Below are 18,220 nucleotides of genomic sequence, written 5' to 3' on the forward strand. Positions count from 1 at the left end.
CGCCATGGCCTATTCATTCGATTTCACCTCGATCAACCCCGCCACGCTGCATGTGCTGTGGGAGGGCATGCTGGTCTCGCTCAAGATCACCGTGACCGCGGTGGTGGTCGGCATTGTCTGGGGCACGCTGCTGGCGATGATGCGCCTGTCGTCGTTCAGGCTGCTGAACTGGTTCGCGCAGGGGTACGTGACCATTTTCCGCTCCATCCCGCTGGTGATGGTGCTGTTGTGGTTCTTCCTGATCATTCCGCAGGTGCTGCAGGGCATCTTCAACCTGTCGCCGGCGGCGGACCTGCGCATGACGTCGGCGCTGGTGGCCTTTGCGCTGTTCGAGGCCGCGTATTACTCCGAGATCATCCGGGCGGGTATCCAGAGCGTGTCGCGCGGGCAGATGTTCGCGGCGCAGGCGCTGGGCATGACCTACGGGCAGTCGATGCGGCTGGTGATCCTGCCGCAGGCGTTCCGCAACATGGTGCCGCTGCTGCTGACCCAGGGCATCATCCTGTTCCAGGATACGTCGCTGGTGTACGTGAGCGCGCTGGCTGACTTCTTTGGCCAGGCCTACGGCATCGGCGAGCGTGATGGCCGTATCGTCGAGATGCTGCTGTTCGCCGGCCTGGTGTACTTCATCATTTGTTTCTCCGCTTCGCTGCTGGTCAAGCGTTACCAGAAAAAGGTGGCTGTATGATCGAAATCAACAATGTTTCCAAGTGGTACGGCTCCTTCCAGGTGCTGACCGACTGCACCACCAAGGTTGCCAAGGGTGAAGTGGTGGTGGTGTGCGGCCCGTCGGGTTCGGGCAAGTCCACGCTGATCAAGACCGTCAACGCGCTGGAGCCGTTCCAGAAGGGCGACATCCTGGTCGACGGCACCTCGGTGGGCAATCCCAAGACCAACCTGCCCAAGCTGCGTTCGCGCGTGGGCATGGTGTTCCAGAATTTCGAGCTGTTCCCGCACCTGTCGATCACCGAGAACCTGACCATCGCGCAGATGAAGGTGCTTGGCCGCTCGAAGGACGAGGCGATGGCCAAGGGCATGAAATACCTGGAGCGCGTGGGCCTGAAGAGCCAGGCCGAGAAGTATCCCGGCCAGCTGTCGGGTGGCCAGCAGCAGCGGGTGGCGATCGCGCGCGCGTTGTCGATGGACCCGATCTGCATGCTGTTCGACGAACCCACCTCGGCGCTGGACCCCGAGATGGTCAACGAAGTGCTGGACGTGATGGTGCAGCTGGCACAGGAAGGCATGACCATGATGTGCGTGACCCACGAAATGGGCTTCGCGCGCAAGGTGGCCAACCGCGTGATCTTCATGGACCAGGGCAAGATTGTCGAGGATGCCGACAAGGAAGAGTTTTTCGGCGATATCGAGCACCGCTCGGAGCGCGCCAGGCAGTTCCTGTCGAAGATCCTGCATCATTGAAACGACTGCCAGCCATATGAAAAAGGGACGCCGAGGCGTCCCTTTTTCATTGTGCCGGATGGCTCAGGTGCAGGCGGTATTGGCCGCGTTCTTGGCCTGGACCTCTGGCGGGATCGGCACGGTCAGCGTCATCACCGGACGCCCGTGCTCGAACATGATCAGCTCGCCCGGGGCGAACTGGGTCCAGGTCTCGTTGTCGGTCAGCGGGGCGGTGGCGATCACGGCAACGCGGTCGTCCGGCGTGGTCACCTGGGCAAAGTCGATCGACAGGTCCGCATCGATCAAATGCGCGGTCGAGAAGGGCCACTCCCGCACGATGTAGTACAGGCGGGTCGAGCAGTGGGCAAACAGGGCCTGGCCGTTGCTCAGCAGGAAATTGAACACGCCATGCAGCGTGATATCGCGCGTGATATCGGCCAGCGCATGGCCCAGTTCATTCAGCGGCGGCTGCGAGCCCGGGAAGCGCTTGCGCAGGCCCTGCATCAGCGTGCAGAAGGCCAGTTCGCTGTCGGTATCGCCCACCGGCTGGTACACGCCCGACAGGAACGGCGAAAAATTCAGCAGGTCGCCGTTGTGGGCAAAGATCCAGTGCCGGCCCCACAGCTCGCGCATGAACGGGTGGCAGTTCTCCAGCAGGACCGTGCCCTGCGTCGCCTTGCGGATATGCGAGATGACGTTCTTGGACTTGATCGGGTAGCGCTTGATCAGGTCCGCCACCGGCGAGGTGCCGGCTGACTGGTTGTCGATGAACAGGCGGCAGGCCTTGTCTTCAAAGAAGGCGACGCCGAAGCCGTCGGCGTGGTGGTCGGTCACGCCGCCGCGGGCGGCGAAGCCGGTGAAGGAGAACGTCACGTCGGTCGGCGTGGCGCAGTTCATGCCTAGCAACTGGCACATATCGGGGCACCGGTCGGCAGCGGGCTGCCGCTTTGCAATAGAATGCAGACATTATCCCGCGCGCCCGGGCCGCTGCCAAGCAACCCGCGGTCGCTTCAGTGCGGTGCCAACGGCGCGACCCATGGCACCACCATACCTGCTAGCAATCCCGAGAACGATGAGCCAATACAAGATTGCCGTGATTCCCGGAGACGGAATCGGCACGGAAGTCATGCCCGAGGGCATACGCGTGATGGACGCCGCGGCGCGCCGCTTCGGCATCGACTTCCAGTGGGATCACTTCGATTTTTCCAGCTGCGACTACTACGCCCGTCACGGCAAGATGCTGCCGGACGACTGGTTCGACACGCTGGTCAAGTACGACGCCATCTACTTCGGCGCGGTCGGCTGGCCGGATACGGTGCCCGACCACGTCTCGCTGTGGGGTTCGCTGCTGCAGTTCCGCCGTTCGTTCGACCAGTATGTCAACCTGCGCCCGGTGCGGCTGATGCCCGGCATCCGGAGCCCGCTGGCGGGCCGCAAGCCCGGCGACATCGATTTCTATGTGGTGCGCGAGAACACGGAGGGGGAATACTCCAGCATCGGCGGCCGCATGTTCCCGGGCACCGAGCGCGAGATCGTGGTGCAGGAAACCGTGATGAGCCGCACCGGCGTCGACCGCATCCTGAAGTTCGCGTTCGAGCTGGCGCAGAAGCGCCCGAAAAAGCACCTGACCTCGGCGACCAAGTCGAACGGCATCTCGATCACGATGCCGTACTGGGACGAGCGGGTCGAGGCAATGGCCGCGAATTACCCCGGCCTGAAGGTCGACAAGTACCACATCGACATCCTGACCGCCCATTTCGTCCAGCATCCGGACTGGTTCGACGTGGTGGTCGCCAGCAACCTGTTCGGCGACATCCTGTCCGACCTGGGACCGGCCTGCACCGGCACCATCGGCATCGCGCCGTCGGGCAATATCAACCCGGACCGCACCTTCCCCAGCCTGTTCGAGCCGGTGCACGGCTCGGCCCCTGATATCGCCGGGCGCGGCGTGGCCAACCCGATCGGCCAGATCTGGTGTGGTGCCATGATGCTGGAACACCTCGGCCATGACGAAGCCGGCGCCGCCGTGCTGGGCGCGATCGAGAAGGTGCTGGCCGCCGGGCCGGAGCACGCGCCGCTGACGCGCGATATCGGCGGCAAGGCCGGTACCGCGGACCTGGGCCGCGCCATCGCGGAGGCGCTGTGAGCGCCGCGTTCGCGGGGGACGCCCGCGCACTGCTGCTCGAGACCTTCCACGCCGCCGTGGCGGCGGCCGACCCGCTGCAGATCGTCGCACGGCACCTGCCACCGCCGCACGCCGATGGCCGCACGCTGGTGGTGGGCGCGGGCAAGGCCGCCGCGTCGATGGCCGCGGCGGTCGAGCGCGCCTATGCCGGCAAGGCTACGCTGGAAGGGCTGGTGGTCACGCGCTACGCGCACGGCATGCCGACCGACCATATCCGCGTGATCGAGGCCGGGCACCCGGTGCCGGACGAGTCGGGCGAGCAGGCCGCGGCGGAGATCCTCGCCGCGGTGCAATCGCTGACGCCGCGGGACCGGCTGCTGGTGCTGGTCTCGGGCGGCGGTTCCAGCCTGCTGTCGCTGCCGGCCGAGGGCATCCCGATGGCCGACCTGAAGGCGACCACCAGGGAACTGCTGCGCTGTGGCGCGCCGATCACCGACATGAACATCGTGCGCAAGCACATCTCGCGCATCCAGGGCGGCCGGCTCGCACAGGCGAGCCAGGCGCCGGTGACCACGCTGATCGTCTCGGACGTGGCCGGCGACGATCCCAGCGCGATCGCCTCGGGCCCGACCGTGGCCGACCCCAGCACCTTCGGCGACGCGCTGGAGATCCTGCGCCGCTATGGCGCGCAGGTGCCGGCCAGCGTGCAGTCGCACCTGGAACGGGGCGCGCGGGGCGAGGTGCCGGAGACGCCCAAGCCCGGCGATCCCCTGTTCGATCGTGTCGACAACGTCATGATTGCCACGGCTCACGGCAGCCTCGAGGCCGCCGCCGCGCTGTTCCGCCAACGCGGCATCACGCCGGTGGTTCTGGGCGACACGGTGACGGGTGAGGCGCGCGAAGTGGCGCGGGTCTATGCCGCGCTGGTGCGCGAGATTCGCGCGTACAATGCGCCGTTCGCCACGCCCGTGGCGCTGATTTCCGGAGGTGAGTGCACGGTCACTTTGCCGGCCGGCGGCGCAAGCAAGGCGCGCGGCGGGCGCTGCTCGGAGTTCCTGCTGTCGCTGGCGGTCGAACTGGCAGGCATGCCTGGCGTGCATGCGATCGCTGCCGACACGGACGGCATCGACGGCTCGGAAGACAACGCCGGCGCGCTGGCCGATCCGACCACGCTGGCGCGCGCCGAAGCCGCCGGCCTGCCGGGCCAGCGCCAGCTCGACGCGCATGACGCCTGGGGCCTGTTCGATGCCATCGGCGACCTGGTCGTCACCGGACCCACGCGCACCAACGTGAACGATTACCGCGCCATCCTGATTCTCTGATTCTGAAGAAGCGCCCGCCGTCCCCGCGGCGGGCCCAAGCAAGCCATGACCCAGAAGCTCACCATCACCCGCCCGGACGACTGGCACCTGCACCTGCGCGACGGCGCAGCCCTGGCGGCCGTGCTGCCCGACACCGCCCGCCAGTTCGCGCGCGCGATCATCATGCCGAACCTGAAGCCACCCGTGACCACGGTGGAGCAGGCGCAGGCCTACCGTGCCCGCATCCTGGCGGCGCTGCCGGCCGGCATGCAGTTCGAGCCGCTGATGACGCTGTACCTGACCGACAACACCAGCCCCGAGGAAATCGTCGCGGCCAAGGCCAGCGGCTTCGTGCACGGCGTCAAGCTGTACCCGGCGGGCGCCACCACCAACAGCGACGCCGGCGTGACCGACATCCGCCGTTGCTACGCCGCGCTGGAAGCGATGCAGCGCGAAGGCCTGCCGCTGCTGGTGCACGGCGAAGTCACCGACCCGGCCATCGATATCTTCGACCGCGAGGCCGTGTTCATCGAGCAGGTGATGACGCCGCTGCGCCGCGACATGCCCGAACTGAAGGTGGTGTTCGAGCACATCACCACGAAGGACGCCGCGCAATACGTGCTGGAAGCCGGCGGCCCGGTCGGCGCGACCATCACCGCCCACCACCTGCTGTACAACCGCAACGCGATCTTCACCGGCGGCATCCGCCCGCACTATTACTGCCTGCCGGTGCTCAAGCGCGAAACCCACCGCGAGGCGCTGGTGGCGGCCGCTACTTCGGGCAACCCGCGCTTCTTCCTGGGCACCGACAGCGCGCCGCACGCGCGCGGGCTGAAAGAGCACGCCTGCGGCTGCGCCGGCTGCTACACCGCGCTGCACGCGATGGAGCTGTATGCCGAGGCCTTCGACGCCGCCGGCGCGCTCGACAAGCTGGAAGCCTTCGCCAGCTTCAACGGCCCGGCCTTCTACGGCCTGCCGCGCAACACCGGCACGCTGACGCTGGAGCGTGAAGACTGGCAGCTGCCGGCCGAACTGCCGTACGGCGACACCACGCTGGTGCCGCTGCGCGGCGGCGAGACGCTGCGCTGGAAGGCGCGCTGACCGCTGCGGCATTGCCAGCCGGAGCAACCGCGGCGGGCGAATCCTTCGCCGCCGCGCTGGCCGGGATCGAATGGTCCCGGCCATGGTTCCAACCCTTTGCCCCGCGCGGCGCAGCGCTGGCCGCGGCAGTGCAGGGCGGGGCCGACCTGCGGGCACTGCTCGATACCGAGTCCGGCGCGCTGGGTCTGCACAACGGGCGCGGCCTGCCGCTGCGCTTTGTCCCGCAACTGGCCTTGCCGGAGGGCAGTGCCTATGAAGCGCATATCGACGCCACCGGCGAGGTCCCGACGCGCGACAATCTCCACGATTTCTTCAACGCGCTGGTCTGGCTGCATTTCCCCCAGGCCAAGCGCGTACTCAACCGGATCCAGGCCACGGTGATCGCGCGCGAAGGCGTGCGTACCACGCGCGGCGGCGTACGCGACGCGGCCACGCTGTTCGACGAGAACGCGGTGCTGTTCCTGGGCGAGGGCGACGAACATGCCGAAGCGCTGCGAGGGTTTGCCTGGCAGCAGCTCTTTGTCACGCAGCGCCACGTGTGGGACACCGCCTGCAGGGTGGTGCCGTTCGGCCATGCACTGCTGGAAAAGCTGGTGCAGCCGTACAAGGCCGTGACCGCTCATGCCTGGACGCTGCCGCTGGTGGCGGATGGCGCGCTGGACAAGGCGGTGGCGTTGTCGCTGCAAGACGCTGCTGCAGCCGGCGCGTTGCGCGGCGGCCGCTGCTTCGCCCCGCTGCCTGTCATGGGGATCCCGGGGTGGTGTGACGACAACGCCTCGCCAGATTTCTATGCCGACACCACCGTGTTCCGGCCCGGGCGCATGCGGGATTTACGCCGGCAACCCGATTGAATCGGTGTTAGACTGCGGCCCGCAAAGCAGGCTAGGCAACCGCTGCCTGTACCGCAAGGTGCAGGGGGAGGAAAGTCCGGACTCCACAGGGCAGGGTGTTGGCTAACAGCCATCCACGGCAACGTGCGGAATAGGGCCACAGAGACGAGTCTTGCCGCCGGGTTCGCCCGGCGGGAAGGGTGAAACGCGGTAACCTCCACCTGGAGCAATCCCAAATAGGCAGGCGATGAAGCGGCCCGCTGAGTCTGCGGGTAGGGAGCTGGAGCCGGCTGGTAACAGCCGGCCTAGAGGAATGGTTGTCACGCGCCGCTGGCCGCAAGGCGGGCGGTGTGCACAGAATCCGGCTTATCGGCCTGCTTTGCTTCAGTCTTCGGCATGACCCGGCGCCTTCGCGGCACACCGGGCGGCCAACTTCCATCAGCCTTCGACGATTTCCAGCGTGTGCGTGATCTCGGCCGTCCTGGCCAGCATGATCGACGCCGAGCAGTACTTTTCGTGCGACAGCGTGATCGCGCGCTCGACCGTGGCGGGGTTGAGATTCTTGCCGGTCACCACAAAATGGAAGTTGATGCGGGTGAAGACCTTGGGGTCTTCGCTGGCGCGCTCGGCCTGCAGCTGCACGCTGCAGCCGCGCACGTCCTGGCGGCCGCGCTTGAGGATCAGCACCACGTCATAGGCCGTGCAGCCACCGGTTCCGACCAGCACCATTTCCATCGGCCGCGGCGCAAGGTTATGGCCGCCGCCCTCGGGAGCGCCGTCCATCGCAACGATATGGCCGCTGCCGGTCTGGGCCACGAAGCTCATGCCGTCGGTGCCCATCCATGTTACTTTGCATTCCATTCTGTTCGTTCCTGTCGTTTATGTTGTGACATTGCGATCACCAGCGCGTGATCTCGCATCTTGCAATTCCAGTATATGGCATCGTCAAGTTGGGCAGCCGGATGCCGATAGCCTTATAAAATCTGAGGGTTTCCTCTAATGTGACGGTTCTATGGCAATGACATCTTGAGTTTATGTCATTGTTTTTAAAGGAAATTCATGCGAGGCGAGGTCGGGGTTCATCTTCCCGCTATACGAAATCGCATTTCGCACTACAAATTCCCCTTGCATCCGGGAAAACCCCATGTATAATTTCAATCATTGAACGACGGCGCTGACAGCGCGCCAGAGTGCGAAAGCGAAGCCTTCCGGATACGCCAGCCGCACCGCCCGCAGGTCCCCGTCGATCTCCAAGTGTCTCCTCCACCCTCCTCCTTTGGTGGATTCAAACCCAAGCTAAACCAGCTTGGGTTTTTTTTCGCCCCTGCTATCGAAGTGGCTCACGCTGCTCAGGTAGTCGATTTGCGGCAACGATCTTGACGAAAACCCCAGTCTTTGCTTGTGCCAGTCCCAGAGCCGCCATTATAATCGTGGGCTTTTCCGTCATGCCCGCGGGAAAGAAGAAGCAGCATCCGGCCAGTCCCCCGGGACCGGCCACAAGACTTGCAGGGGCGAGCACAAGCCTTCGCGAGTCGGATTCGGGCACGAACTAATAGTCAGGAAAAATCATGAAGACCTTTTCCGCCAAGCCTCATGAGGTAAAGCGCGACTGGTACGTGATTGACGCGACGGACAAAGTCCTCGGCCGTGTCGCCAGCGAAGTGGCACGCCGTCTGCGCGGCAAGCACAAGCCGGAATTCACTCCGCACGTCGACACGGGTGATTACATCATCATCGTCAATGCAGCCAAGCTGCGTGTCACGGGTACCAAGGAAACGGACAAGAAGTACTATCGCCATTCGGGCTACCCGGGCGGTATCTACGAAACGACGTTCGGCAAGATGCAACAGCGTTTCCCGGGCCGTGCCCTGGAAAAGGCTGTGAAGGGCATGCTGCCGAAGGGTCCGCTGGGCTACGCGATGATCAAGAAGCTGAAGGTTTACGCCGAAGCCGAGCATCCGCACGAAGCGCAGCAGCCCAAGGCGCTGGAAATCTAAGGAGGCCAATCCATGATCGGTAACTGGAATTACGGTACTGGCCGCCGCAAGAGCGCTGTGGCTCGTGTCTTCATCAAGTCGGGCAAGGGCGACATCGTCGTCAACGGCAAGCCCATCAAAGAGTATTTCGCTCGCGAAACCTCGCTGATGATCGTGCGCCAGCCCCTGGAACTGACCGCCCACGGCGAAACGTTCGACATCAAGGTCAACGTGACCGGCGGTGGCGAAACGGGCCAGGCCGGCGCAGTGCGCCACGGCATCACCCGCGCCCTGATCGACTACGATGCGACCCTGAAGTCGGCCCTGTCGAAGGCTGGCTACGTCACGCGCGATGCACGTGAAGTCGAGCGTAAGAAGGTCGGCTTCCACAAGGCGCGTCGTCGCAAGCAGTTCTCGAAGCGCTGATGCGTTTTCGCGGTTCCGGTCCTGCCGGATGCCGCGAAGTGCAAAAAAACCGCACGCTGGCCGTGCGGTTTTTTTTCGCCCGTGTCCTGCGGATTCGCATTCGGCTGCTGAAATTGCGGTCGGGCTCCCAGACTTTTGTGGGGTATCGGCTGCACGCGGATACAATCACGCCCTGTCGCCTTCGGCAAGCCGTCTGCCAGGGCGATGCGCTCCGGGTGTCGGGCCCGGTACGAACGAGAGAGGAGTGAGCGATGCTGTTTTCGAAGAAGAAAGGCCTTTCGATCGATACGCTGATTGGCGCAGACACCGCCATCGACGGCGATCTGGTGTTTGCCGGCGGCCTGCGGCTGGACGGGCGCGTGCGCGGCAATGTCACCGCGGCGCCGGGCAAGGCGAGCATGCTGGTGATCAGCGAGAAGGGCATGGTCGAGGGCGAGATCAGCGTCGGCCACCTGGTGCTGAATGGCACGGTCAAGGGGCCGGTACACGCTTCCGACCTGCTGGAATTGCAGCCACAGGCCCGCGTGCTGGGTGATGTGCGTTATGCGGCGCTGGAGATGCACCAAGGGGCGTTGGTCGAAGGGAGGCTGGTGCCGCTGGCACAGGGGGCAGCCGGTGAAATCAAGGCGTTGCCCAACGTGGTCGTCGCGGGAGCGGTGACGGAAGTGATGGGAGAGGCGGCTGAGGTCGATGCCGTGGATGAGGAAACTCAGCCCGTCGCGACCAGTCCCACCGAAAAGGCCGCCTGAGTGGCCTGCCGCACGTCGCACGTCCGGAAACCCTTGAAAACAAAGGGGTTCGGCACGATCTTCCAGTAGCGCTTAGAATACAGGCGTATCTAAACAGGAGAACACCCCATGAACGCAGTCGCAGAGGCACCCGTTACCGAGGACGTGCCGGCACCGTTCGTCTTTACCGACAGCGCCGCCGACAAGGTCAAGCAGTTGATCGAGGAAGAGGGCAATGCCGAGCTGAAACTGCGCGTGTTCGTGCAGGGCGGCGGCTGCTCGGGCTTCCAGTACGGCTTTACCTTCGACGAGGAAGTCAACGAAGACGACACCACCATGGTCAAGAACGGCGTCACCCTGCTGATCGACTCGATGAGCTACCAGTACCTGGTCGGCGCCGAGATCGACTACAAGGAAGACATCAACGGCGCCCAGTTCGTGATCAAGAACCCGAATGCCTCGACCACCTGCGGTTGCGGCTCGTCGTTCTCGGTCTGAGCGGTTCCGGCCTAAAAAACGCACCTTAGGGTGCGTTTTTTTGTTTCGGGATCGTGATTACTGGCCGGCGCGCCAGACCACCGGAAACCAGTCCTCGCGCAAGCGCTCGCCGGTCTGCTGGCCGATGCCTGGAAACGGCGGCGAGGTACGTCCCGGCCGCTGCATGAAGCGCACGTCGTCCCCAAGGAAACGCGCCGAGAACGCGCGCCGGCGGCCATTGCCGGTATTGCCCGCGGCGCCGTGCACGGTGCGGAAGTCGAACACCACCGCATCGCCCGGCTCCAGTTCGGGCGCGAGCAGCGTGTGGCTGCCGTCCTCGACATCCGGCATGTCCATGAACGCACTGTCATCGTCGCCCCGGCCGCCATAGAAGCTTTCGTTGCTGGCCCAGCGCCTGGGCCGCACCAGCCGCGGCCAGCGATGCGAGCCGGCCACCACGCGCAGCGTATTGGCCTGCGTGACGGGATCCAGCGGGATCCAGTAGCTCGCGGTCTGGGTGCCGTCGACGCAGTAATAGGGCAGGTCCTGGTGCCACGGCGTGGGCTTGGCCGTGCCGGGCTCCTTCACCAGGATGTGTTCGTGGAACACCTGCACGGCCTGCGATTGCATGATGCGGCCGGCGATGGACGCCGCAGCGGACTGGCGGATAAAGGCATCGAACGGCGCGATGCGCTGCCAGTTGCAGTAGTCCTCGAAAAAGCGCCCGCCTTCGCCGGGCTGTACATTTTCGATGGCGAACGGCCCCGGCTCGGCCAGGTTCTGCGCGAAACCTTCGCACAGCGGTTCGACCCAGTCCGCGAACGCGCCGCGCAGCACCAGCACGCCGTCGCGCTGGTAGGTATCGATCTGTTCCTGGGTGATTTCCATGGCGGGGCTCCATTTGGCGATGCTCGCAGTATCGGCATCCCCGATGGATAGGAAAAGCATATATTTCCTATGTTGTGATATAGGAAAATATGATCCCCTTCTCTTTCCGCCAGCTCGAGTACTTTGTCGCAGCCGCCGAGCACGGCAGCATCAGCGCGGCGGCGCGCGCCCGCCATGTGTCGCAGCCGTCCGTGTCGACCGCGATCGCACAGCTGGAAGACACACTGGGAGAGCCCCTGTTCCGGCGCCAGGTCAGCCGTGGCCTGGCGCTGACGCCCGCCGGCCAGCGCCTGCTTGGCCGAGCCCGCGACATCTTGGCGCTGGCGGCCGGCCTGACTGCCGACGAAGCGGGCGAGCGCGGCCTGAGCGGCCAGCTGTCGCTGACGTGCTTCCAGGACCTGGGGCCGTATTTCGTGCCGCGCCTGCTGGCCGGCTTCCGCGAGCGGCACCCTCGCGTCTCGATGACCTTGTTCGAGGCTGACCTCGCCACCGTGCACCGCGCATTGCAGACCGGCAAGGCCGAACTGGCGCTGACCTATGACCTGGGCCTGGATGCCCGCACCGAGCGCTGCACGCTTGCGCAACTGCCGCCCTACGCGCTGCTGCCCGCGGGACACGCGCTGGCGCGCGGCCCAGACGTGAGCCTGGCCGACCTTGCCGGCGAGCGCCTGATCCTCGAGGACATCCCGCAGACACGCGAATACTTCCTGTCGCTGTTCTGGGCGCATGGCCTGCATCCGGCGCTGCACCAGTACACGCAGACCTTCGAGATGCAGCGCGGACTGGTCGCGCACGGCTACGGCGTGGCGCTGTCCTGCACACGGCCGGCCGGGGACCACAGCTACGACGGCATGCCGATCGCCTGCCTGCCGCTGCGCGAGCCAGTGACGCCGCAGCGCGTGGTCCTGGCGCGCTCGCCGGCCATGCGGGCGTCGCCGCTGGCGCAGGCATTCATGAGGTATGTGGAGGAGGGCGCTGCCGGCACGGAAGCCGTTCAGCGCGGATAGATCGCGCCCAGCACGCGCGGCCCGGCGGCGCCGGTCACGGCAGGCACGTTGCCGGGCAGGCGCAGCGCGCACTGGCGCGCCAGCCAGGCGAAGGCGATGGCTTCCACCTGCGAGACCGGCACGCCGTAGTGTTCCGAGGTTTCGATGGCCACGCCGGGCAGCGCCTGCGCCAGCCGTGCCATCACGAAGGCGTTACGGGCGCCGCCACCGCAGACCACGAGGCGCCTTGCGTCGTGCGCATGGGTGCGGACGTCGCGCGCGATGGCTTCGGCGGTCAGCGCCGCCAGCGTCGCCTGCACGTCCTCGGGCGCGAGGTGCCCGAAAGCCTGCAGTTGGCTATCCAGCCAGCCGGGATGGAACAGGTCGCGCCCGGTGCTCTTGGGCGGCGGCGCGCTGAAGTAGGGATCCGCCAGGCACCGCGCCAGCAGCGCATCGTCGACGCGCCCGCTGGCCGCCCAGTCGCCATTGCTGTCGAACGGCAGCCCGCGGTGGCGGTGGATCCAGTAGTCGAGCAGCGCATTGCCCGGGCCGCAGTCGAAACCGCTGACGGCGCCGGAGGCAGGCAGGATGCTGATATTGGAAATGCCGCCGATATTGCCAGCGACGCGGGTCTCGGTGTTGGTGCCGAACAGCGCATGATGCAGGGCCGGCACCAGCGGCGCGCCCTGGCCGCCGGCGGCGACGTCGCGGCTGCGGAAATCCGCCACCACATCGATGCCGGCGAGTTCGGCCAGCCGGGCCGGATGCTGGCTTTGACGGGTATAGCCGATGCCGTCGTACAGGCCGGGCCGGTGGCGGATGGTCTGGCCATGCGCGCCGATGGCGGCGACCGAGGCGGCTGGCACGCCCGCCTCGCGCAGCAGCGTGGCCACGCAGGCGGCGTAGACCTCGGCCAGTGCATTGGCCGCCAGGGCCTCGCGGTGGATCTCGTCCTCGCCCGGCTGCTGCAGGGCGCCGTATGCGGCGCGCAGCGCCTCGGGGAAGGGTTCGCTGGCGGCGGCCAGTACCTCCGGCCGCGCGCCGCTGAAATCGACCAGCACCGCATCGGCACCATCCATGCTGGTGCCGGACATGATGCCGATATAGCGTTCGCTGCCTGGCGCGGGCTGGGTCACGGTCGGCGCGTCAGTTGGAAGCGGTCAGTACGTTGTAGGCGCGCAGCGCATTGATGCGGCTGAGCAGCCCGCTGGTGTACGTCTGGAATTCCTGGCGCGACTTGCCGCTCAGCGGCGGCGATTCCATCAGCGTGATGGTCAGCGGGTTCTGCGGCACGTCGTTGAAGCGGAACTCATAGTGCAGGTGCGGGCCGGTAGCCCAGCCGGTCGAGCCGACATAGCCGATCAGCTGGCCTTGCCGCACCGGCTGGCCCTGGCGCATGCCGGCAAAGCCGGACAGGTGCGCGTAGTAGGTCGAGTAGCCGTTGGCATGGCTCAGGATGACGATGTTGCCGTAGCCGTTCTGCTGGCCGACGAATTCGACCACGCCGTCGCCGGTGGCCAGCACCTTGGTGCCGGTCGGGGCGGCGAAGTCCACGCCCTTGTGCTGGGCCCAGTCGTGGTGCAGCGGATGCGCGCGGCCGCCGAAGCCCGACGACACGCGCGAGAACTCCACCGGCGAACGCAGGAACGGCCGCTTCATGCTGCGCCCGTCGAACGTGTAATAGGCGCCGGCGCCATTCTTGCTGTCTTCCGGCGAGAACCAGAGCGCCTGGTGCAGCTGGTTGCGGTTGATCAGCTCGATCGCAATCACGCGGCCGTTGCGCACGAAGGTGCCGTCGCGGAAGCCCGCTTCATAGATGATGCGGAAGCGGTCGCCGCTGGTGATGTCGTGGTGGAAGTCGATCACGCCGGAGAAGATCGACAGCATCTGCTGCACGACCTCGTCGGGCACGTTGGCCGCGTCCATGGCCTTGAAGAAGCCGGCGCCGGAAATCGCGCCCGACGCCATCTCGTAGTGCACGTCATTGTCGACGCGCTGGACCTTGGCCTTGTAGGCGGCGGTGCCGTTGCCGGCGGCCGCGCGCACGCGCTCGATCACCAGCTCGCGCGAGGCCGCGGCGTCGCCGCCGAGGTTGGCCTGCAGCGACACCAGCATGTTGCTTTCGTCGATCTCCGCCTGCACCGCCTGGCCGGGGTTCAGGCCGAACAGGCCGCGCGCGGTGGGGTTCTTGACGATAAAGGCCTGCGCATCGGGATCGTCCACGCCGAGACGGCGCAGCAGGCTGCCGATGGTGTCGCCGCGCTGCATGCGCTCTTCGCGCACGTACACGGCCTGGCTGTCGGTCAGCAGGTCGAGCTGCTCGCGCACGTCGGGCATGCGCAGGGGCTGCTCGGTGCGCGGGGCGAGCGGATCGTCGAAGGCGCTGCGCGGTGCAACGCCCATCGCCGCGGCCATGCCGAGCGTGAAGATTGCACCCACCGAGGCAGTGAGCTGCTTGCGCCGGCGCGCATGCTGGGGGTTGGTTGGGTCAACGAGAACCACCAGCTCGCGCGCGAAAACTTCGCGGAGTCTTGACCACATCACGTAAAATTCAACCTTGGTCTGAGCACCGCTGCCGGAACGATGTGTCTCGTTTGCCTTCCTCCCCCGAGGTGCGGCGCGTGCTGTTCACTTTATCGGGCCACCTGCATCGGATCGCTGCCTCGATTCGGATCGAGCGCTGCGGCAGGTGACGGGTGGCGCACAGGAATGGGTCCTGATGGCGCCCGGAAAGGCGGATTATACCAAAATCCGCTGCTCGCGGCTGTCGGAATCTTTCCTAAAATTTCATGTATTTCAAAGACTTACGTCATGACTGAAGTTTCCACGGGCCCCGCGGCCAAATTCCCCCTGACGCCGTCGGTGATGCACGCCCTGGAGGTCTCCAAGCGCGGCTGCGACGAACTTCTGATTGAATCCGAATGGGCGCAGAAGCTGGCGCGCAGCGAGGCCACCGGCGTGCCGCTGCGCATCAAGCTGGGCCTGGATCCGACCGCGCCCGACATCCATATCGGCCACACCGTGGTGCTGAACAAGCTGCGCCAGCTGCAGGACCTCGGCCACCAGGTGATCTTCCTGATCGGCGATTTCACCTCGACCATCGGCGATCCGTCGGGCCGCAACAGCACGCGCCCGCCGCTGACGCGCGAGCAGATCGAGGCCAACGCGCAGACCTACTACCGCCAGGCCAGCCTGGTGCTCGACCCGGCCCGCACCGAGATCCGCTACAACAGCGAGTGGTGCGACCCGCTGGGCGCGCGCGGCATGATCCAGCTGGCCGCCAAGTACACCGTGGCGCGGATGATGGAGCGCGACGACTTCACCAAGCGGTTCCGCTCCGGGATTCCGATCTCGGTGCATGAGTTCCTCTACCCGCTGATGCAGGGCTACGACTCGGTGGCGCTCAAGTCCGACCTGGAACTCGGCGGCACCGACCAGAAGTTCAACCTGCTGGTCGGCCGCGAACTGCAGAAGGAGTACGGCCAGGAGCCGCAGTGCATCCTGACCATGCCGCTGCTGGTGGGCCTGGACGGCGTCGAGAAGATGTCCAAGTCCAAGGGCAACTACGTCGGCGTGACCGAGGCGCCCAACGACATGTTCGGCAAGCTGATGAGCATCTCGGACGACCTGATGTGGCAGTACTTCACGCTGCTGTCGTTCCGCCCGATGGCCGAGATCGACCTGATGAAGCAGGAAATCGCCGCGGGCCGCAACCCGCGCGACTGCAAGGTGCTGCTGGCGCAGGAGATCGTGGCGCGCTTCCACAGCCAGGCCGATGCCGAGAAGGCGCTGGAAGACTTCAACCACCGCGCCCGCGGCGGCGTGCCGGACGATATCCCCGCGGTCAGCCTGGAAGGCGCGCCGCTGGGCATCGCGCAGCTGCTCAAGCAGGCCAGCCTGGTGCCGTCCACGTCCGAAGCCAACCGCAATATCGAGCAGGGCGGCGTCAAGATCGACGGCGCCACGGTCAGCGACAAGGCCACCAGGGTCGCCGCCGGCACCTACGTGGTGCAGGTCGGCAAGCGCCGCTTCGCACGCGTGACGCTGTCCTGAGGCGGCGGGCATGATCGCACTGATCCAGCGGGTCGCGCAGGCTCGCGTGAGCGTCGAGGGCCGCACCACCGGCGAGATCGGCGCCGGCCTGCTGGCCCTGGTCTGCGCCGAGCGCGGCGACACCGAGGCGCAGGCCGAGCGGCTGCTGGCCAAGATGCTGTCGTACCGGGTGTTTTCGGATGCCGCCGGCAAGATGAACCTGCCGGTGCAGAACATGGACGGCAACGGCAATGCCGGCGGCCTGCTGGTGGTGTCGCAGTTCACGCTGGCGGCCGACACCAACAGCGGCACGCGGCCCAGCTTCACGCCGGCGGCGTCGCCGGAGGACGGCAAGCGGTTGTACGAACATTTCGTGGCAAAGGCGCGCGCGGCGCATCCGCAGGTGCAGACCGGCGAGTTCGGCGCGATGATGCAGGTCAGCCTGGTCAACGACGGGCCGGTCACGTTCTGGCTGCGGGTGCCGCCGGCCTGACACAGATAGCAAGACAGATCCCAAGCTGTCGCGCCCCGGCGCGGCATCAAGACAGGAGAGACAAATGAAACTCTGGAGCAAGTCCTTCAACGACAACGCGCCGATCCCTGGCGAGTTTGCTTTCTGCGTGCCCGACGCCGCCAGCCACGTGGCCTTGTCGGCCAACCGCAATCCCGACCTGCACTGGGAAGACGCGCCGGCCGAGACGCGCTCGTTCGTGCTGATCTGCCACGACCGCGACGTGCCCAGCAAGGGCGACGACGTCAACCAGGAAGGCCGCGAAGTGCCGGCTTCGCTGCCGCGCGTGGACTTCTTCCACTGGGTGCTGGTCGACATTCCGCCGGGCCTGAGCTCGATTGCCGCCGCCTCGCACAGCGACGGCGTGATCGCGCGCGGCAAGCCGGGTCCCGAGGCCGCCGGCGGCACCGCCACCGCGGGCGGCCTGCGCCACGGCATCAACGACTACACCGGCTGGTTCGCCAGCGATGCCGACATGAACGGCGACTACTACGGCTATGACGGCCCGTGCCCGCCGTGGAACGACACGCTGCTGCACCACTACGTGTTCACGCTGTATGCGCTGGACATCGACCGCGTGCCGCTGGATGGCACCTTCACCGGCGTGCAGGTGCGCGACGCAATCCAGGGCCACGTGCTGGCGCAGGCCAGCCTGACCGGCACCTACACGCTCAATCCCAAGCTGGCGCAGTAAGCGGCTTCAAGGAAACCGAAGGAATCGGCATGTCGCTAAGCTCCGGGCTGCAATCGCTGGCCTTTACCCACCTGATCGTAATCCGTCATGGCGAAACGGCCTGGAACCGGGAGCGCCGGCTGCAAGGCCAGCTCGATATTCCGCTGAACGAGACCGGCCGCGCCCAGGCGCGCGCGCTGGCCGCCGCGCTGGCCGGCGAGCCGATCGACGCGGTGTATTCCAGCGACCTGTCGCGGGCCATGGAAACCGCGGCGCCGCTGGCCGAGGCGCTGGGGCTGCAGATACGTCCCGACGCGCGCCTGCGCGAACGCAGCTACGGCACGCTGCAGGGCAAGACCTACGCCGAAGTGGCCGAGGACCTGCCCGAAGACTTCGCCCGCTGGCAGGCGCGCGTTCCGGACTACGCACCGCCCGAGGGCGAATCGCTGCTCGGTTTCCATGAGCGCACCGTCGACGCCGTGCTGGCGCTGTCGCGCCGCCATCCCGGCGAGCGTATCGCGCTGGTCGCGCACGGCGGCGTGCTCGACTGCCTGTACCGCGAGGCGACCGGCATGACGCTGGAAGCCCCGCGCCAGCATGAGCTGCTCAATGCCAGTGTCAACCGGCTGCGCAGCGACAGCTCGCACCTGACGCTGGCGGCGTGGGGCGATGTGAGCCACCTGGAAAACCTGGCACTGGACGAGGTGGACCGGCGGGTGCCTTGAATCTTTGGATATCCTTCTCGCGCCCGACATGAAAATTCCCGGC

20 protein-coding genes and 1 other RNA gene are annotated in these 18,220 nt (G+C 66.2%); 16 read left to right on the forward strand and 5 right to left on the reverse strand.

The window, feature by feature from the left end; all coding sequences use genetic code 11:
• Window positions 1-4 precede the first annotated feature (4 nt).
• Both gltK and JTE92_RS14415 read left to right on the forward strand, forming a co-directional pair.
• Entirely contained in the window at window positions 5-688 is a 684-nt protein-coding gene (gltK, locus tag JTE92_RS14410; protein ID WP_063236783.1) for a glutamate/aspartate ABC transporter permease GltK, read from the forward strand.
• Window positions 685-1,419, forward strand: a complete 735-nt coding sequence (locus JTE92_RS14415; protein WP_063236784.1) for an amino acid ABC transporter ATP-binding protein — start codon at window positions 685-687, stop codon at window positions 1,417-1,419. Before gltK ends, JTE92_RS14415 begins: the two co-directional genes overlap by 4 nt.
• 63 nt (window positions 1,420-1,482) lie before the next feature.
• On the opposite strand, the gene JTE92_RS14420 is transcribed toward JTE92_RS14415, so the two are convergent.
• Window positions 1,483-2,313 (reverse strand): class II glutamine amidotransferase, encoded by an 831-nt coding sequence (locus tag JTE92_RS14420; RefSeq protein WP_029048545.1) that lies wholly within the window; start codon window positions 2,311-2,313, stop codon window positions 1,483-1,485.
• 157 nt (window positions 2,314-2,470) lie between these two features.
• On the opposite strand from JTE92_RS14420, the gene JTE92_RS14425 reads away from it, so the two are divergent.
• The 5 genes from JTE92_RS14425 (at window position 2,471) to rnpB (ending at window position 7,140) form a co-directional block, all read left to right on the forward strand.
• The gene (locus JTE92_RS14425; protein ID WP_063236785.1) at window positions 2,471-3,544 is read left to right on the forward strand and encodes a tartrate dehydrogenase; all 1,074 of its coding nucleotides are present in this window, start codon (window positions 2,471-2,473) and stop codon (window positions 3,542-3,544) included.
• Window positions 3,541-4,845: a glycerate kinase type-2 family protein gene (locus JTE92_RS14430; RefSeq protein ID WP_063236786.1), complete on the forward strand. Its 1,305-nt coding sequence runs from the start codon at window positions 3,541-3,543 to the stop codon at window positions 4,843-4,845. Before JTE92_RS14425 ends, JTE92_RS14430 begins: the two co-directional genes overlap by 4 nt.
• Before the next feature lie 45 nt (window positions 4,846-4,890).
• The gene (pyrC, locus tag JTE92_RS14435; protein WP_063236787.1) at window positions 4,891-5,925 is read left to right on the forward strand and encodes a dihydroorotase; all 1,035 of its coding nucleotides are present in this window, start codon (window positions 4,891-4,893) and stop codon (window positions 5,923-5,925) included.
• Window positions 5,926-5,936: 11 nt separating this feature from the next.
• Window positions 5,937-6,776: a DUF3025 domain-containing protein gene (locus JTE92_RS14440; RefSeq protein WP_063236788.1), complete on the forward strand. Its 840-nt coding sequence runs from the start codon at window positions 5,937-5,939 to the stop codon at window positions 6,774-6,776.
• Window positions 6,777-6,799: 23 nt separating this feature from the next.
• An RNA gene (gene rnpB / locus JTE92_RS14445) (RNase P RNA component class A) lies at window positions 6,800-7,140 on the forward strand.
• Between the two features lie 53 nt (window positions 7,141-7,193).
• Here the strand turns inward: rnpB and JTE92_RS14450 are convergent.
• Complete coding sequence (locus JTE92_RS14450; protein WP_063236789.1) at window positions 7,194-7,616, reverse strand: OsmC family protein; 423 nt, start codon at window positions 7,614-7,616, stop codon at window positions 7,194-7,196.
• 707 nt (window positions 7,617-8,323) lie between these two features.
• Here JTE92_RS14450 and rplM point away from each other — a divergent pair.
• The 4 genes from rplM (at window position 8,324) to erpA (ending at window position 10,383) form a co-directional block, all read left to right on the forward strand.
• Window positions 8,324-8,752 (forward strand): 50S ribosomal protein L13, encoded by a 429-nt coding sequence (rplM, locus tag JTE92_RS14455; protein ID WP_010813907.1) that lies wholly within the window; start codon window positions 8,324-8,326, stop codon window positions 8,750-8,752.
• A 12-nt stretch (window positions 8,753-8,764) separates the two neighbouring features.
• Window positions 8,765-9,157 carry a 30S ribosomal protein S9 gene (gene rpsI / locus JTE92_RS14460; RefSeq protein WP_018312775.1) on the forward strand — a complete coding sequence of 131 codons (393 nt, stop codon included), beginning with the start codon at window positions 8,765-8,767 and terminating at the stop codon, window positions 9,155-9,157.
• A 251-nt stretch (window positions 9,158-9,408) separates the two neighbouring features.
• Window positions 9,409-9,906 carry a bactofilin family protein gene (locus JTE92_RS14465; protein ID WP_063236790.1) on the forward strand — a complete coding sequence of 166 codons (498 nt, stop codon included), beginning with the start codon at window positions 9,409-9,411 and terminating at the stop codon, window positions 9,904-9,906.
• 108 nt (window positions 9,907-10,014) lie between these two features.
• Complete coding sequence (gene erpA, locus JTE92_RS14470) at window positions 10,015-10,383, forward strand: iron-sulfur cluster insertion protein ErpA (RefSeq protein WP_010813904.1); 369 nt, start codon at window positions 10,015-10,017, stop codon at window positions 10,381-10,383.
• A 57-nt stretch (window positions 10,384-10,440) separates the two neighbouring features.
• Here erpA and JTE92_RS14475 read toward each other — a convergent pair whose 3' ends face one another.
• Window positions 10,441-11,250: a phytanoyl-CoA dioxygenase family protein gene (locus JTE92_RS14475; RefSeq protein WP_063236960.1), complete on the reverse strand. Its 810-nt coding sequence runs from the start codon at window positions 11,248-11,250 to the stop codon at window positions 10,441-10,443.
• 89 nt (window positions 11,251-11,339) lie between these two features.
• Between JTE92_RS14475 and JTE92_RS14480 the strand changes: the two genes are divergently transcribed.
• Window positions 11,340-12,257, forward strand: coding sequence for a LysR family transcriptional regulator (locus JTE92_RS14480; protein ID WP_063236791.1), 918 nt, complete (start codon window positions 11,340-11,342; stop codon window positions 12,255-12,257).
• Here JTE92_RS14480 and JTE92_RS14485 read toward each other — a convergent pair.
• Window positions 12,245-13,330 (reverse strand): anhydro-N-acetylmuramic acid kinase, encoded by a 1,086-nt coding sequence (locus JTE92_RS14485; protein ID WP_063236961.1) that lies wholly within the window; start codon window positions 13,328-13,330, stop codon window positions 12,245-12,247. The genes JTE92_RS14480 and JTE92_RS14485 overlap by 13 nt on opposite strands.
• Before the next feature lie 52 nt (window positions 13,331-13,382).
• Window positions 13,383-14,777 carry a M23 family metallopeptidase gene (locus tag JTE92_RS14490; protein WP_063236792.1) on the reverse strand — a complete coding sequence of 465 codons (1,395 nt, stop codon included), beginning with the start codon at window positions 14,775-14,777 and terminating at the stop codon, window positions 13,383-13,385.
• Window positions 14,778-15,047: 270 nt separating this feature from the next.
• Between JTE92_RS14490 and tyrS the strand changes: the two genes are divergently transcribed.
• The 4 genes from tyrS to JTE92_RS14510 all read left to right on the forward strand — a co-directional run bounded on the left by tyrS (window position 15,048) and on the right by JTE92_RS14510 (window position 18,177).
• Window positions 15,048-16,289, forward strand: a complete 1,242-nt coding sequence (gene tyrS, locus JTE92_RS14495; RefSeq protein WP_063236793.1) for a tyrosine--tRNA ligase — start codon at window positions 15,048-15,050, stop codon at window positions 16,287-16,289.
• Window positions 16,290-16,299: 10 nt separating this feature from the next.
• Window positions 16,300-16,761, forward strand: a complete 462-nt coding sequence (gene dtd, locus JTE92_RS14500) for a D-aminoacyl-tRNA deacylase (RefSeq protein ID WP_063236794.1) — start codon at window positions 16,300-16,302, stop codon at window positions 16,759-16,761.
• Between the two features lie 64 nt (window positions 16,762-16,825).
• Window positions 16,826-17,473, forward strand: coding sequence for a YbhB/YbcL family Raf kinase inhibitor-like protein (locus JTE92_RS14505; protein WP_063236795.1), 648 nt, complete (start codon window positions 16,826-16,828; stop codon window positions 17,471-17,473).
• Between the two features lie 29 nt (window positions 17,474-17,502).
• Window positions 17,503-18,177 carry a histidine phosphatase family protein gene (locus JTE92_RS14510; protein WP_035878153.1) on the forward strand — a complete coding sequence of 225 codons (675 nt, stop codon included), beginning with the start codon at window positions 17,503-17,505 and terminating at the stop codon, window positions 18,175-18,177.
• Window positions 18,178-18,220: the final 43 nt, after the last annotated feature.

It is taken from the genome of Cupriavidus oxalaticus (genome assembly GCF_016894385.1).
GTDB classification, from domain to species: Bacteria; Pseudomonadota; Gammaproteobacteria; order Burkholderiales; family Burkholderiaceae; genus Cupriavidus; species Cupriavidus oxalaticus.

Coding starts and splice junctions, on each gene's coding strand:
- gltK (WP_063236783.1), top strand. CDS start 5: ATGGCCTATTCATTCGATTTCACCTCGATCAACCCCGCCACGCTGCAT.
- JTE92_RS14415 (WP_063236784.1), top strand. CDS start 685: ATGATCGAAATCAACAATGTTTCCAAGTGGTACGGCTCCTTCCAGGTG.
- JTE92_RS14420 (WP_029048545.1), bottom strand. CDS start 2,313: ATGTGCCAGTTGCTAGGCATGAACTGCGCCACGCCGACCGACGTGACG.
- JTE92_RS14425 (WP_063236785.1), top strand. CDS start 2,471: ATGAGCCAATACAAGATTGCCGTGATTCCCGGAGACGGAATCGGCACG.
- pyrC (WP_063236787.1), top strand. CDS start 4,891: ATGACCCAGAAGCTCACCATCACCCGCCCGGACGACTGGCACCTGCAC.
- JTE92_RS14450 (WP_063236789.1), bottom strand. CDS start 7,616: ATGGAATGCAAAGTAACATGGATGGGCACCGACGGCATGAGCTTCGTG.
- rplM (WP_010813907.1), top strand. CDS start 8,324: ATGAAGACCTTTTCCGCCAAGCCTCATGAGGTAAAGCGCGACTGGTAC.
- rpsI (WP_018312775.1), top strand. CDS start 8,765: ATGATCGGTAACTGGAATTACGGTACTGGCCGCCGCAAGAGCGCTGTG.
- JTE92_RS14465 (WP_063236790.1), top strand. CDS start 9,409: ATGCTGTTTTCGAAGAAGAAAGGCCTTTCGATCGATACGCTGATTGGC.
- erpA (WP_010813904.1), top strand. CDS start 10,015: ATGAACGCAGTCGCAGAGGCACCCGTTACCGAGGACGTGCCGGCACCG.
- JTE92_RS14475 (WP_063236960.1), bottom strand. CDS start 11,250: ATGGAAATCACCCAGGAACAGATCGATACCTACCAGCGCGACGGCGTG.
- JTE92_RS14480 (WP_063236791.1), top strand. CDS start 11,340: ATGATCCCCTTCTCTTTCCGCCAGCTCGAGTACTTTGTCGCAGCCGCC.
- JTE92_RS14485 (WP_063236961.1), bottom strand. CDS start 13,330: ATGTCCGGCACCAGCATGGATGGTGCCGATGCGGTGCTGGTCGATTTC.
- JTE92_RS14490 (WP_063236792.1), bottom strand. CDS start 14,777: ATGTGGTCAAGACTCCGCGAAGTTTTCGCGCGCGAGCTGGTGGTTCTC.
- tyrS (WP_063236793.1), top strand. CDS start 15,048: ATGACTGAAGTTTCCACGGGCCCCGCGGCCAAATTCCCCCTGACGCCG.
- dtd (WP_063236794.1), top strand. CDS start 16,300: ATGATCGCACTGATCCAGCGGGTCGCGCAGGCTCGCGTGAGCGTCGAG.
- JTE92_RS14505 (WP_063236795.1), top strand. CDS start 16,826: ATGAAACTCTGGAGCAAGTCCTTCAACGACAACGCGCCGATCCCTGGC.
- JTE92_RS14510 (WP_035878153.1), top strand. CDS start 17,503: ATGTCGCTAAGCTCCGGGCTGCAATCGCTGGCCTTTACCCACCTGATC.